Genomic DNA, 14,092 nt, shown 5'->3' on the forward strand with positions numbered 1-14,092 from the left:
CTATGAAAAATACAAAGCGATCTATTACTTTAAAAGTGCTGGCGGGATATATGCTTATTGCACTTTTAATAATTGTGGGAGTTTGGTTTATTTATCCTCAGATCAAAACGTTTATCTATCCAGAAAAAGAAAACGGGATGACAAACAAGAAGCTTACCTACACGAGCAACGCGCTTAGTTACCTCTATGAGGCAGAAACTATAGGCAGAACTGCGATGGCAACTGGGTCTCAGGATCAATTTAAACAGTATCGCGTTATCGTAGACAGTATATCGCCGCAACTCGATTCTCTGCGGGCGCTTACCACAACAAAAATGCTCATACAGCAACTTGATAGTATTCAAATATTATTACGAACAAAAACCCAGAATATAAGCACTATGGTGCAACTGCGTAGAGAGCAGTACTCGCGTAATTATTATGATGAAGCTTTATCTGAACTTACTAAAGAGGATATTTATTTTGAGGATTATAAAAATGATCCGCGCTTAGATTCTGTAGACGCATATACTAAGAAAGTGATTGTTGATTATCTGGAATATCTGAGAAAAGATAATGCAGATCCAGATCAAAATCTTACTTCGATGGCAAAAACGGTTAGAGAAACGCTTGCTAAAATTGAAGACCGAAAAAAACAGCTGGAAATAGACATTATAAATAAAGAGAACAACTTACTTAAAAACGATCGAGAGATCAACTTAAAAATTAGAACACTCTTGAGTTCGTTTGAGCAAGAAGGTATGCTATCTGCTAAACAGCGGGAAGATCTTCTTAATTCACGTATCGAAGAGATTTCTCAAACCTTAAAAATCATCGGGATTATAAGTATTATACTGGCCTTAGGATTTGTCATAATGATTTTTAAAGATGCTTCAAGAAGTCAGCAATACAATACCGAATTACAAAAAAGCAATCAAGTAGCACAAAACTTGCTCAAAAGCCGGGAACAATTGATGGCTACGATTACGCATGATATGCGCTCCCCGCTAAATACAGTTTTAGGGTTTACAGACCTACTTCAAAAAACAGCAGTAAACGATACACAAAAACGGTATTTACAGACAATAGGAAAATCTGGTGAGTACATGCTTCAGTTAGTAAATGATTTACTGGATTTCTCGAAATTAGAAGCCGGAAAAATTAAAATTGAGAAGATACCTTTCAATCCTAAAAATCTTATCGAAGATGTAATTACGGTGGCTGTTCCTGCTAAAGGTAAACCCGATGTCACACTTAATGTGGCTATCCCGCAAACACTTGATAATCTTTATTTAAGCGATCCTTTTCGTATTAAACAGATACTTTCTAATTTAATTACTAACGCGTATAAGTTCACAGATGCAGGATCAATTACTATTACTGCAGCACTGGATAAGAAAGATCTAAAAATTTCTATTAAAGATACTGGGATCGGAATCGCTAAACACAAGCAGAAACTTATTTTTCAAGAATTTTCGCAGGCTGAAGACCATATTTCGCAGAAATATGGAGGATTTGGACTCGGCCTTTCGATCTCTCAGAAGTTGGCAGATTTATTAAATGGTAAACTTCTTTTAGAAAGCGATCTTGGCAAAGGGAGTTCGTTTACGTTGATTATTCCTATTGAGAAGAGTACTCAAAGTATAAATCAAATAAGCACTATACCTTCAGACAACAGGAAAGATTTGACTCCAAAACAAATACTTTTAGTTGATGATGAGCCTATGCAAATTAAGCTTGCTCAGGAGACATTAAAAAAATTCCCTTACAGTATACGCACCGCAAAAAACGGACTCGAAGCACTTGATTTACTTCAGGAAGAAAATTTTGATTTAGTACTTACAGATATACAAATGCCTGTTCTTGATGGGATCGAATTCATTAAAAAGATTAGAGCTTTAAAAAGGTTTGAAACTATTCCGGTCATTGCATTATCTGGAAATGGAAAATTGGAAGATTCAGATTATAAGAATTTAGGCTTTACAGGAAACCTAAAAAAACCCTACAAACCAGATCATTTAATTGCTATAATTAATGACGTTGATTTTTCAGTGGATACTGAAGATCGTAAATCTGATACATCGGAATCATTATACAATTTAGAAACCTTATCTGTTTTTGCCGATGGCGACCCAGAATCCTTAAAGTCTATTATTTTAGTATTTATAGAAACCGCTGAAGAAAATCTTAAAGCACTCAATACGTACGCCCAAGACCCCGAAAGATTAAAAGAAGTCGCTCATAAAATGCTTCCGATGATGCGGCAATTAGAAGCAGGACAAATAATAAAAATACTGGAGAAATTAGAAAATCCTGAAGGCACATTACTCTCTAAAAAGGTATTGAAATCGTTAATTACAATTGTAGATAACACTACACAAGAAATGCTGGCAGATTTACGTGAAAAATTTACAGCTTAATATCGTATTGCTTTAGTTTATTATAAAGCGTCTTACGATCTACGTTGAGAATTCGTGCTGCTTTACTCTTATTACCATTAGCCTCTTCTAATGCATCCAGAATGAGTTCCTGTTCATTAGCATTTTTAAACAAACGGTAATCCTGTTTAGAATCATCAACTTTAAATGCAGTGATTTCTACTGGCAACAAGTCTATATTAATTGTACTTTCTTGAGTAAGTAATACGGTACGCTTAACAATATTTTGTAATTCTCTAAGATTTCCCGGCCAGTCATAGTTTTCCATGGCTCGCATAGCCTCTTCACTAAAACCAGTAACCTCCTTTTCTAATTCTTTATTTGCTCGTTCAAGAAACGAGCTCACAAACAATCGTAAATCTTCTTTACGCTTACTCAATCGAGGTACTTTAATAGAGAACTCATTGAGTCTGTGATATAAATCTTCTCTAAAATCACCTTTTTTTACCGCCTCAGAAAGGTCTTCATTGGTTGCTGCAACAACTCGTATATCTACCGGAATTTCTGTATTTGCTCCTACCGGCTTTACTTTACGTTCTTGCAAAGCACGTAAAAGCTGTACCTGCAGTTCATAAGAAAGGTTTCCTATTTCATCTAAAAACAAAGTACCTCCGTTTGCGGCCTCAAAATGTCCGGTTTTATCGGACAAAGCACCTGTAAATGATCCTTTTTTATGACCAAAAAATTCGCTGCTAGCTAATTCTTTCGGGATTGCTCCACAATCAACTGCTATAAACGGATTTTGACTGCGTTTACTTTTATCATGAATGTTTTTTGCAACATACTCTTTCCCGGTTCCACTATCTCCAATAACCAATACAGACATATTTGTAGGCGCTACTAAGTCTACATATTGATTGAGTTTTGCAGAGGCATCACTTATACCCTTGATGTATTTTGAATTTAGACCTTCCTTCTTATCCAGAGGTGCTACGTCTGCTTTTTTCTCGGGCTTTTTTGCTGCTGAAGGTGTAGTATCTGTCTGAAGCGCTTTCTCTATAATTTGAAGTAATTCATCTGGCCGTACTGGTTTTGAAATATAATCAAAAGCCCCTTCTTTCATAGCTTGCACCGCTTTATTGACTTCTGCATAGCCTGTCATAAGAATTACCGGAATTTCTTTAGGAAGCGTAGTAACATATTTTAATATGCTTAAGCCATCATCATCTGGCAAACGCACATCAGTCAACACTAAATCTATGGTAGATGATTTGAGAGTTTTTAAAGCCTCTTCTGCAGTAAATGCGCTTGTGATTTTAAAATTACGCCTGCCTAAAAAGGTTTCTAGCATTTTGCAAAATGCCACATCATCTTCAATAATAAGAATACTAGTCAACTGCTTTTATTTTATAAATTTAAAAGTACTAAACCTAAAGTAGGGCTATGGTCAAATAAATCATAAATAATAACGGAATTAAAGATTCAATATTTTAAAAACAATTCGTTTTACACATAAAAAAACCCCGACTAACGTCGGGGTTTTCTCTGAATTTTAAACCATTCTATAGATTAAAAATTCAAGGGAATTAAACTACTCTTTTGGTTCAACCCATTCTCCTGCAGCATTGATATAAGCTGTTTCAGCTTCTTGACCTTCTGCTACCAGAATAAGTTTAAACGTTTTTTTCTCATTATCTACCCAAGCTTCTGTTACTTCTGCCCCAGCTTTATCTGCTTCAATAGCATCTGTAACTGTTACTGGTAATTCTGAAACTTCAATCTGCTCAAACCCTTCAACTGGTGCTTGAACCTCTGTTTCATTCATTGCTACATCTTGTGTAGTTTCCTGAGCTGTCATATTTTGAGCGGCAAATAACATTGTTGTTGCGGCTGCTACTGTCATTACTAACTTTTTCATAATTGTATATTTTGAGTGACCTAATGGTCGTGATTTGTAGTATTTATTTTTTAAAAAATTGATTACTCAACAGTAACCCATTTTCCTTCTGCATTAATAAATGCTGTTTCTGCTTCTGATCCTTCTGCTTGTAGCATTAATTTGTAAACTCCTAGTTCTTCATTTACATATGCTTCAGTTACTGTAGATCCTGCTTTGTCAGCTTCGATCGCATTGGTAACTACTTCTGGTAATGCAGATGCTTCAATTTTTTCGAAGCCATCTTGTACTGGCGCTTGAACCTCTGTTTCATTCATTGCTACATCTTGTGTAGTTTCTTGAGCTGTCATATTTTGAGCGGCAAATAACATTGATGTTGCGGCTGCTACTGTCATTACTAACTTTTTCATAATTGTATATTTTGAGTGACCTAATGGTCGTGATTTGTATTATTTATTTTTTTAAAAACTGATTACTCAACAGTAACCCATTTTCCTTCTGCATTAATAAATGCTGTTTCTGCTTCTGATCCTTCTGCTTGTAGCATTAATTTGTAAACTCCTAATTCTTCATTTACATATGCTTCAGTTACTGTAGATCCTGCTTTGTCAGCTTCGATCGCATTGGTAACTACTTCTGGTAATGCAGATGCTTCAATTTTTTCGAAGCCATCTTGTACCGGTGCTTGTACTTCTGTCTCATTCATTGCTACATCTTGTGTAGTTTCTTGAGCTGTCATATTTTGAGCGGCAAATAACATTGATGTTGCGGCTGCTACTGTCATTACTAACTTTTTCATAATTGTATATTTTGAGTGACCTAATGGTCGTGATTTGTATTATTTATTTTTTTAAAAACTGATTACTCAACAGTAACCCATTTTCCTTCTGCATTAATAAATGCTGTTTCTGCTTCTGATCCTTCTGCTTGTAGCATTAATTTGTAAACTCCTAATTCTTCATTTACATATGCTTCAGTTACTGTAGATCCTGCTTTGTCAGCTTCGATCGCATTGGTAACTACTTCTGGTAATGCAGATGCTTCAATTTTTTCGAAGCCATCTTGTACCGGTGCTTGTACTTCTGTCTCATTCATTGCTACATCTTGTGTAGTTTCTTGAGCTGTCATATTTTGAGCGGCAAATAACATTGTTGTTGCGGCTGCTACTGTCATTACTAACTTTTTCATAATTTTTGAATTATATAAGTACGTTTGTACTATGGTTTATATTGATAGTTAATTTGAATTCTTATTTAATTTCAACCCATCTTCCAACTTCATTAATGAAAGCTGTTTGAGGATCCTGACCTTCTATTTGAAGTTCAAGTTTGTATACTTTTAAATCTTCATTTATATAAGCTTCACTTACTTGCGCTCCAGCTTTATCTACTAATACGGCATCAGTAATAATTTTTGGTAATGTTGAAGTTTCAACTTTTTCAAAGCCATCTTGTATTGGCGCCTGAACCTCCGTACTGTTCACGGCTACATCTGTATTTTCAGTTTCTTGAGCTGTTGCACATTGCGTAGAAAAAAGCAATGTTGCTGCGGCTGCTACTGTCATTATTAGATTCTTCATTATTCAGTGTTTGTAGTTTATTTCAATTGTGAGCCTAATTACAATCAAACTCATAATAGTATATAGCAAAACCGTACCATTACACAGTACTCCTAGCTTAATAGCTATACAAATCTGTAATACAGGTATTTATGAAAATTAGTGGGATTTTACTATTGTGTAGAATTTGTGGAATCTGAGTTTATTCCACAAAAAAAGTGTGGAATTTCTCCACACTTTACGTTTTGTAACTTCAAGGATTTTATAGTTTAGGAGGCCTTCTGTTGTTTTTCTTTTCTGAAGTTCTTTTTTTACTATCAAGCCTTTTCCGTTTAGAAGCAAACGTGGGCTTGGTCTTTTTTCTATGCTTTGGAACTCGAAGTCCCTTTTCAAGCAGTTTAATAAGGTTAGTAAAAACCGTCTCTTTATTCTTATGCTGGCTACGACTTTGATCATAGGATAAAACAATCATCCTATCTTTAGTAAGTTTTGTAGCTAAGTATTTCTCCAATCGTTCTTTCTGAATCTCATCAAAAGCAGTTGTTAATTCTAAACTCCAACTTAGAATAACCTTTGTAGAAGTTTTGTTTACATGTTGCCCACCCGGACCACTACTGCGTACTGCTTTAAAATTACATTCAGTATAGAGTAAATCTTTGTTCATTACGCCTGATGCGATGGCTTTAAAAGATCGTTGACTGTTTTAACCGGGTTAAATGTTTCAAGAGGTACCTCAACAAATAATGTATTCCACAAGGCCATAGCTCCGTTCCACAATCCTGGAAGTTCAAGTGCCTTTATTTCATTACCACCATCGGTCTTATTAGCTATAAAAGCCAGATCAGGATTCACAAAATCTAATAGATTGTATTTTTCTCCTTTATAATTACGCACCCCTGCTACGATATCTACCGGATTAAAGTGTGTCGAATTTTTAAATATATCTTCCTGCTTAGGGTCTTTTGTATTTACTTGAGCGCTTTCTATAATTTGTAGAGCAACTTCTCCCTCTTTATCGGCAACCCAAAAAGGACCACCACCCGGCTCACCTTCATTTTTAACCATACCACAAACGCGAAGTGGCCTGTCAAGAATATTCATCAAATAAGATTTCTTCTCTTCTTTTGAAAAAGAATCAAATTCATCGCTTATACGCGTACTAAATTCATTCTCTAAAAATTTCAAAAGTTCTTTTAACTCAGAGCCTGTAATAGAATCTTCATCTAGTAATCTTGCGTATTTAAAAACCTGTTCTTGCTTTGCAAGTAAAACACCCGCAAGCATGCGTTTACTTTTAGCTAAATCCTGAATTTTGCTATTTATTAAAACATTATCGATATTTTTTATAAAAATCACATCTGCATCTACATCATTTAAATTTTCGATAAGCGCGCCGTGACCACCTGGTCTAAAAAGTAAAGAACCATCTTCTTTACGATACATTTTATTATCTGGGGTAACAGCAATAGTATCGGTTTCTGGTTTTTGAAAAGAATAAGAAACGTCAAAGTTTGTATTTGTTGACGTACTTACTGAAGACTCAATATCACTGAATTCATTCTCAAATGCCTCTTTATGTTCTGGAGAAACTGTAAAATGTAATTTAGCGTGATCGTCTCTTTCTGCATAAGCTGCAGCCTCATACAAATGCTCTTCAAAAGCAGTTGCACTATAAGAACCATAATAATGAAAGGGTATTAATCCTTTTGGCAAGTTGCCAAAGTTTTCACCATCTGCATTCATCATTTTTTTTATAAAAGCATATTTTTTTAAGCTTTCAGTTGCCAATTCCTCTTCCTCAAGCTGATCAATAATTTGATCGTAAAATGGAAACTTCTCATAATTAGCAAAAAACAGCTTCATCGCATTGCTACCTGCTCGCTCTAAATAGTCATTTACCGTTTCCTTTTCAGCATCATAATCATTGAGAAACTTAAAAACGCTTTTAAACATTCTACTTGCAGCACCAGAAGCGGGAGTAAATTTGAGTATCTCTAAGTTCTTTTTTTTATGCTCATAAATCTCTCGATAATTCAGCTCTTCCTGTTCTGATAATTTAAATATTCCTTTTGAAATAGTTGCAGCTGCGATAAGCTTAACGTTAGGAACACCATTTTCAAAAAGTTTTATTTGAGATGCTACTTGTTTTTCAGTTAAACCGTGCTCTCTTATTTCGCTAATTTCTTGGTCTGTAAAGTTCAAAGTAGTAAGTTGTTAATTTGATTAATAGCCGTATTTAATCGCTGTTCTATATTTCCTTTTAAAAGGATGTACCGCCGGTCATTTTCTATTAATGCCTGCTCAAATAGATCAAACATTTCTTGACGCTGGTCTGGCCGATCCCTTAAATCATCTGCTTCCCAAGGTATATCAATATACGTTAAAAAGTAAAGATCGTATGAGTTACCCAATGCAGCTTTAGTCACACTTGGGTCACACCATCCTTCAAAATAAGCTTCGCTATATACTTTTGTTTCCAAAAGGTCTGTATCACAAAAAATCATTTTGTTTCCAGAATTAACGGCGTTATTTTCAAGCTCAATTTGTCCTTGCGCTATAGGTAAGATATCTTCAGGAGTACATATTTGCTTCTTATTCTCCCATTTTTGCTGAAGATAATCGCGTGCAAATTCTGGCACAAACGCTGCTTTGTAGTATTCTGATAATTTTTTGGACATGGTAGTTTTACCACTACTTTCAGGACCAAAAAGCACAATTTTTATACAGTCACAGGGCTGTTGTTCAGGTATTTTTTCCACGCAATAAAACCATAAATAGCTAGTGCAGTAAAAATAATATATTGAAAACTGGTAAATGTGAAGCCTTTGTGAAAATATAAGGGCACAGAAATTATATCTCCAATAATCCAATAGATCCAGTTCTCAATCTTACGTTTTGCCATAAGCCACATTCCCACAAAGAAAATTGCAGTAGTAAAAGTATCCACATACGCCGTCCAGTTATTCCACTTGTCAAAAACCGTATAAATGACAAATACAAATAGGAGTGTAAGAACAAATAAAACAGCAGACCATATATGTTCTTTTCGAGTAGTTTTTGAAATAGGAGTTACATGTTTATCATCTACTTTACGCGTCCAGATATACCACCCATACACACTCATCGAAAAATAGTAGGCATTAATCATTAAATCTCCTAGTAGCCCCCATTTAGCAAGTAAATAAACAAACAGTGCAGTGCTAATCATACCTGTTGGATACACCAAAACATTATTTTGCTTAGAAAACCATACTGATAATAATCCGAAGATTACCGCTATTATCTCTAAGACAATAGATAGGGAATCATAATCTGCATACTGACCAAAAAAGAAATCAAAAATGAGGTTCATAATCACTTCGGTCAGATTTCACAATTTTTATATATAACAAGCCGCGTTCTACAGCCTCTAAAGCAGTTTTCATTTCTTTCTTTAACAACTCCATTACCTCATCATAATCACCATATATCTGGGTACTTAATGGATTTTCTAAAACTGTTAGTCCGCTTGCTCGTAAACATTTGATGAAATCTATAATAGCCGGCTCATAATTATCTTGTAAAGGAGTGAGTGTAAGTTCGACAGAAATATTCATAGTCCTATAGTTTTGTAATTTTATAGTTGAAGTTTATTTGCAGAAGGTACTAATAAATACCCTTTTCGAAAGCATTACCTACCACCACCAGATTAGCTCCGGCAGTATACGCATCATTAAGTTGATTTGCAGTTCTTATACCACCACCTACAATTAGCGGAATACTAATGGCATTTTTAACCGCTTTAATAATTTCTACTGAAACTGGAAATTTTGCACCGCTACCGGCTTCCAGATAAATGAGTTGTTTTCCTGAGTATTCACCAGCCAGAGCCGTGTTTACAATTAAATCTATATTATCTTGTAATAAAGGTTGTGTTTTACTCACACGTTGCACTGCTGTTTCTACACCGCCATCAATCAATAAATATCCGGTAGGTAAAATTTCTAAATCTGTGTTTTTAAGGACCGCCACAGATTTAACCTGCTGATGAATTAAATATTCGGCATTGTCCCCAGACAATAAGCTTAGAAAAAGAACGGCATCTGCTTCGGTAGTAATGTGCTTGTAATCACCAGGAAATAAAATTACCGGAAGTTGAGTGTTTTCTTTAATAATACGCACAGCTTCTTGGGTTTGTGCCTGCGTTGCAGTGCTTCCACCTACAAATATATGAGTAGTATGGTGTGGTAGTTTTCGAAGTTTATTTATTAAACTTTCAGAAGTAAAATTTTCAGGATCAAAGAGGATAGCAAAAAGGTGTTGATCACGTGTAATAGCATTTTTTATAGTGGACAATACCTCTTTTTTATTTTGCAATAAATCATTTGTCATATGGCACGTGCATATACACAGGTAAACCCTTCAAACTCTAAGAAATCGATTTGGTAATCAGAATGACTTCCGTGGTAATTAATTACAGCAGTCGTTTTCTCATCATCAAAATCAAAATCGGCTACGTTTATATGTTGTAAAAAGCTAAGACCCTTAACGCCATAAATTTTATAGAGAGATTCTTTAGCACCCCAGACTATAGTGAGCTTACGTATTAACGCCTCATCATTTGCAAGAGTCCTGTACTCTTTTAATGGAGTAAAGCGCGAAGCAATACGTAAAATCTTATCGCGTTGCATTTCTATATCAATCCCTACTTCAGAAGTATCACTTACAATTATTGCTGTAAAATTATAAGAATGTGTGATAGAAATATGCTTCCCATCGTTGAGGTGTGGCTTGCCATTACTCGTATAAAATAAATCTTTATCTGTATACCCTGCCACGTGGAGGAGATGCCTAATACTTAAAAAACCTTTACGATGTAACTCAGACTTCATACTATCAAAACGCGCTTGGCAATGCGGTGTAAGATTTACATTCTGAGACAATACTTCAAGAGATTCTTCCACTTTCCAGATATAAACTTGAGTGGTAGAACTAGGTGTTATTGTTTTGAAAAGTGGCACGTTAAGTAGTGATTATTACGTATTTTTGCAAAAAATAAGAATTGTAAATATAAGACTATGTCAACGAAAACAGTACAATATGTACCTTATAAAGTTAAAGATATTTCTTTAGCTGCTTGGGGTAGAAAAGAAATTGAATTAGCAGAAGCAGAGATGCCGGGACTTATGGCTTTGAGAGAAGAATATGGTGCCGAGCAACCTCTTAAAGGGGCTCGTATAGCAGGATGTCTGCATATGACAATTCAAACCGCAGTATTAATTGAAACGCTTGTCGCTTTAGGTGCAGATGTAACCTGGAGTTCTTGTAATATATTTTCTACACAGGATCATGCAGCAGCAGCAATCGCAGCAGCAGGTATTCCTGTTTACGCTTGGAAAGGCTTAAGTGAAGAGGAATTTAACTGGTGTATCGAGCAAACTTTGTTTTTTGGAGAGGAGCGCGAGCCTTTAAATATGATTCTTGATGATGGTGGAGATTTAACTAATATGGTATTAGATAAATATCCAGAATTAGGTGCTGCCATTAAAGGTATTTCTGAAGAGACTACTACGGGTGTTCACCGTTTATACGAGCGTGTGAAAAAAGGTACTTTACCAATGCCCGCTATAAATATTAATGACAGCGTTACAAAATCTAAATTTGACAATAAATACGGTTGTCGTGAAAGTGCTGTAGATGCTGTACGTCGCGCTACAGATATTATGCTTGCCGGTAAACGTGTTGTTGTTTGCGGTTATGGCGATGTTGGTAAAGGAACTGCTGCCTCATTTAAAGGAGCAGGGTCTATTGTAACTGTTACTGAAATTGATCCTATTTGTGCGCTACAAGCTGCAATGGATGGTTTTGAAGTTAAAAAATTAGAAACAGTTGTAGGCACTGCAGACATTGTAATTACTACTACTGGAAACAAAGACATCGTACGTGCAGAGCACTTTATGGCGATGAAAGACAAAACTATAGTTTGTAACATTGGCCATTTTGATAATGAAATACAAGTTGCCTGGTTGAACGAAAATTATGGTTCTTCTAAAGATGAAATTAAACCTCAGGTTGATAAGTACACTATAGACGGAAAAGATATTATTTTACTGGCTGAAGGTCGTCTTGTAAACTTAGGTTGTGCTACTGGTCACCCTAGTTTTGTAATGAGTAACTCATTTACAAACCAAACATTAGCGCAAATTGAGCTTTGGAAAAATTCAGCGAGCTATGAGAATGAAGTTTATATGCTTCCTAAGCATTTAGATGAAAAGGTTGCTGCATTACACTTAGCAAAAATAGGTGTGGAGCTTACTGAATTAAGCACAGAACAAGCAGAATACATAGGTGTAACTGTCGAAGGTCCTTTTAAACCGGAATATTATAGATACTAGTATTTGTTTAGAAATTTAAAACAAACCTCCGAAAATTATTTTCGGAGGTTTTTTAGTTATGCTAATTTAATACGATTACAGTTTCTACTATTTTCTCATCTGTATTAATACTCACACTTTGAATTCTTCCTTTTTCTAGATAATTGGAAGCTGTGGCTACACTTTCCAAGTCTACCTTTACATATTTTGTGTCTACCCTTTTCAATGAACCTGTCAGAGCATCTATTCCCCAGCCTATAATTGATATACCATTTAAAATTGATACGAGATTAAAATCGCTATCCATAACAACTACTCGCTCTTTATAATTCTCTAATCTAAAATCAATTCGATCTTCAGCTTTCACTTTAATCTGAACTGGGGTCACTCCTTTTTCAAAACCATTGACATACACTTTAGCGCCATTAGGATTTGACTCAAATAAAACTTTTCGTTTTGAACCTGTTAAAATGCTTGCACAACTTGTTAATAACATTAAAGCAATTAAACTTGTTAACGTAATTTTCTTCATAATATAGATTTGTTAATGAATGGTAAATCTATATTTGTTAATAATACAATACTTACAGAAATCTGTAATAGAGGTCTTATTTTTTTATAATAGTCATTGCTGCCGTTTCCCCAGCCTTAAGATTTGTAATTGTTCGTACAAAATTGCGGTTATCCTCTACCTCTAGACGCACCGTATTAGGAGATGATGTGCCTTCACTTAGTGCTTCTACTTTTATGAGTGTCGAAGGAGATTCTAACTTAAATTCTAAATGTTTTTTTGTGTGTGTAACAGTATAATTCTGCAGGACGGGTTTTCCGTTTACAAATAGGTTAATAATATCTCCATCTTCTTTACCGGCATCATAAATCGAAAGCTTTATCTTTTGATCTCGTGTGAAAATATTTAAGTTTTCATTTTTTGCAATAATATTTCGTGTGAGCGTATCTAAAACCCGCGCTACCTTTATATTCTGTTTTACAGAATCAGAGAATTTCCTGGAACGTTGTATTACCTTATCTATTTTCTCTACACGCTTACGGACTTCTTGTCCAGAATTAACAACTATTTTACCGTCTAGACAAGGCTCACCATTTGTATAAAGTCCCTTAAAATCTCCACTAAAAGCTTTCACTTTATCGAGATCACGAACATTCCCATTAAAGTTTACAAAGCAAAAATCCTCCTGAACCACCGGTGATTTTGTATAAACAATATCATATTCCTTAAAGCTCAACAGGTTTTTATCCGCATTATAATAACCTTTGATATTTGACTTCGTCTCGTGCTTTCCAGAAAAATCTGTCAACGAATATCCTTGTATAGAATCATTTACGCGATCAAATAATAATTTATAACTTATAAGTGAAGTGTCGTTTAATTTAATTACGCCAAAAAACTCAAATTCTTGTGCTACAGACGAATTGCAAAAAGTTAAACAAATCAAAAACAATATACCGGTGTAGGATTTTCTTCTCAAAATGGCGTAATTTTTAAAAGTCTAATTTAATCACCAAACTCTATGAATTTCAAAATTATTCTTTCACTGGCACTTCTGCTAATGATATCAACAACAACTTTTGCAGGCTTTCCCGTAGAGCGTAAAGCAATAGTTACAACAGAACTTAACACTGCCGAAGAAGCTACAAGTGAACTTATGTCACCTGCTGCTGTTGCAGCAGATCGTCAGACTGTAGCCATATTATTATGGTTATTTTTAGGTGCTTTTGCGGCTCACAGATGGTATTTGGGCAGCCCTATTTTATGGAACATTGTCTTTATTCTAACTGCAGGATTCTTTATTGTAGGATGGGTTATCGACGGTGTTGAAATCATTACCGGTACTTATCCCGGACTCTAACCAAAATAAATCACATTAAAAAACCCCTCTTAGTTAATTAAGAGGGGTTTTTAGTT

The 14,092-nt window shown here is 35.1% G+C and carries 18 protein-coding genes; 3 read left to right on the forward strand and 15 right to left on the reverse strand.

Features of this window, described 5'->3' with window-relative positions:
- The first annotated feature begins 2 nt into the window (after nucleotides 1-2).
- On the forward strand, nucleotides 3-2,399 hold the full coding sequence (locus ABVM53_RS05830) for an ATP-binding protein (protein ID WP_405330407.1): 2,397 nt from the start codon (nucleotides 3-5) through the stop codon (nucleotides 2,397-2,399).
- Here ABVM53_RS05830 and ABVM53_RS05835 read toward each other — a convergent pair.
- The 13 genes from ABVM53_RS05835 to ABVM53_RS05895 all read right to left on the reverse strand — a co-directional run bounded on the left by ABVM53_RS05835 (nucleotide 2,389) and on the right by ABVM53_RS05895 (nucleotide 10,812).
- The gene (locus tag ABVM53_RS05835) at nucleotides 2,389-3,753 is read right to left on the reverse strand and encodes a sigma-54-dependent transcriptional regulator (protein ID WP_405330409.1); all 1,365 of its coding nucleotides are present in this window, start codon (nucleotides 3,751-3,753) and stop codon (nucleotides 2,389-2,391) included. The two genes, ABVM53_RS05830 and ABVM53_RS05835, sit on opposite strands and share 11 nt — an antisense overlap.
- Nucleotides 3,754-3,948: 195 nt before the next feature.
- The gene (locus tag ABVM53_RS05840; RefSeq protein ID WP_128757956.1) at nucleotides 3,949-4,275 is read right to left on the reverse strand and encodes a hypothetical protein; all 327 of its coding nucleotides are present in this window, start codon (nucleotides 4,273-4,275) and stop codon (nucleotides 3,949-3,951) included.
- 62 nt (nucleotides 4,276-4,337) lie between these two features.
- Nucleotides 4,338-4,664, reverse strand: a complete 327-nt coding sequence (locus ABVM53_RS05845) for a hypothetical protein (RefSeq protein WP_405330411.1) — start codon at nucleotides 4,662-4,664, stop codon at nucleotides 4,338-4,340.
- 62 nt (nucleotides 4,665-4,726) lie between these two features.
- Nucleotides 4,727-5,053 (reverse strand): hypothetical protein, encoded by a 327-nt coding sequence (locus tag ABVM53_RS05850; RefSeq protein ID WP_405330411.1) that lies wholly within the window; start codon nucleotides 5,051-5,053, stop codon nucleotides 4,727-4,729.
- Nucleotides 5,054-5,115: 62 nt separating this feature from the next.
- Complete coding sequence (locus ABVM53_RS05855) at nucleotides 5,116-5,442, reverse strand: hypothetical protein (RefSeq protein ID WP_405330413.1); 327 nt, start codon at nucleotides 5,440-5,442, stop codon at nucleotides 5,116-5,118.
- A 61-nt stretch (nucleotides 5,443-5,503) separates the two neighbouring features.
- Nucleotides 5,504-5,833 carry a hypothetical protein gene (locus tag ABVM53_RS05860; protein WP_405330415.1) on the reverse strand — a complete coding sequence of 110 codons (330 nt, stop codon included), beginning with the start codon at nucleotides 5,831-5,833 and terminating at the stop codon, nucleotides 5,504-5,506.
- Nucleotides 5,834-6,074: 241 nt separating this feature from the next.
- Entirely contained in the window at nucleotides 6,075-6,476 is a 402-nt protein-coding gene (arfB, locus tag ABVM53_RS05865) for an alternative ribosome rescue aminoacyl-tRNA hydrolase ArfB (protein ID WP_405330417.1), read from the reverse strand.
- Complete coding sequence (locus ABVM53_RS05870; RefSeq protein WP_405330419.1) at nucleotides 6,476-8,014, reverse strand: DUF4301 family protein; 1,539 nt, start codon at nucleotides 8,012-8,014, stop codon at nucleotides 6,476-6,478. The genes arfB and ABVM53_RS05870 overlap by 1 nt, the downstream gene beginning before the upstream one ends.
- Complete coding sequence (locus tag ABVM53_RS05875) at nucleotides 8,011-8,490, reverse strand: AAA family ATPase (protein ID WP_371455686.1); 480 nt, start codon at nucleotides 8,488-8,490, stop codon at nucleotides 8,011-8,013. Before ABVM53_RS05875 ends, ABVM53_RS05870 begins: the two co-directional genes overlap by 4 nt.
- A gap of 41 nt (nucleotides 8,491-8,531) precedes the next feature.
- Entirely contained in the window at nucleotides 8,532-9,164 is a 633-nt protein-coding gene (gene pnuC, locus ABVM53_RS05880; RefSeq protein WP_371455685.1) for a nicotinamide riboside transporter PnuC, read from the reverse strand.
- Nucleotides 9,148-9,408: a thiamine-binding protein gene (locus ABVM53_RS05885; protein WP_128757965.1), complete on the reverse strand. Its 261-nt coding sequence runs from the start codon at nucleotides 9,406-9,408 to the stop codon at nucleotides 9,148-9,150. The genes pnuC and ABVM53_RS05885 overlap by 17 nt, the downstream gene beginning before the upstream one ends.
- A 49-nt stretch (nucleotides 9,409-9,457) precedes the next feature.
- Nucleotides 9,458-10,147: a geranylgeranylglyceryl/heptaprenylglyceryl phosphate synthase gene (locus ABVM53_RS05890; RefSeq protein WP_405330422.1), complete on the reverse strand. Its 690-nt coding sequence runs from the start codon at nucleotides 10,145-10,147 to the stop codon at nucleotides 9,458-9,460.
- Nucleotides 10,148-10,179: 32 nt separating this feature from the next.
- Nucleotides 10,180-10,812, reverse strand: a complete 633-nt coding sequence (locus tag ABVM53_RS05895) for a 4'-phosphopantetheinyl transferase superfamily protein (protein WP_371455683.1) — start codon at nucleotides 10,810-10,812, stop codon at nucleotides 10,180-10,182.
- A gap of 57 nt (nucleotides 10,813-10,869) precedes the next feature.
- On the opposite strand from ABVM53_RS05895, the gene ahcY reads away from it, so the two are divergent.
- A complete protein-coding gene (gene ahcY / locus ABVM53_RS05900; protein WP_371455682.1) occupies nucleotides 10,870-12,186 on the forward strand; it encodes an adenosylhomocysteinase in 1,317 nt (438 codons plus the stop codon).
- Nucleotides 12,187-12,247: 61 nt separating this feature from the next.
- Here ahcY and ABVM53_RS05905 read toward each other — a convergent pair whose 3' ends face one another.
- Both ABVM53_RS05905 and ABVM53_RS05910 read right to left on the reverse strand, forming a co-directional pair.
- On the reverse strand, nucleotides 12,248-12,697 hold the full coding sequence (locus ABVM53_RS05905) for a PEGA domain-containing protein (RefSeq protein WP_405330424.1): 450 nt from the start codon (nucleotides 12,695-12,697) through the stop codon (nucleotides 12,248-12,250).
- 76 nt (nucleotides 12,698-12,773) lie between these two features.
- Complete coding sequence (locus ABVM53_RS05910) at nucleotides 12,774-13,655, reverse strand: hypothetical protein (protein WP_405330426.1); 882 nt, start codon at nucleotides 13,653-13,655, stop codon at nucleotides 12,774-12,776.
- 42 nt (nucleotides 13,656-13,697) lie between these two features.
- On the opposite strand from ABVM53_RS05910, the gene ABVM53_RS05915 reads away from it, so the two are divergent.
- Entirely contained in the window at nucleotides 13,698-14,036 is a 339-nt protein-coding gene (locus tag ABVM53_RS05915; protein ID WP_405330428.1) for a TM2 domain-containing protein, read from the forward strand.
- Nucleotides 14,037-14,092: the final 56 nt, after the last annotated feature.

The organism is Leeuwenhoekiella sp. LLG6367-2.1 (assembly GCF_045055775.1).
Lineage (GTDB): Bacteria > Bacteroidota > Bacteroidia > Flavobacteriales > Flavobacteriaceae > Leeuwenhoekiella > Leeuwenhoekiella aequorea.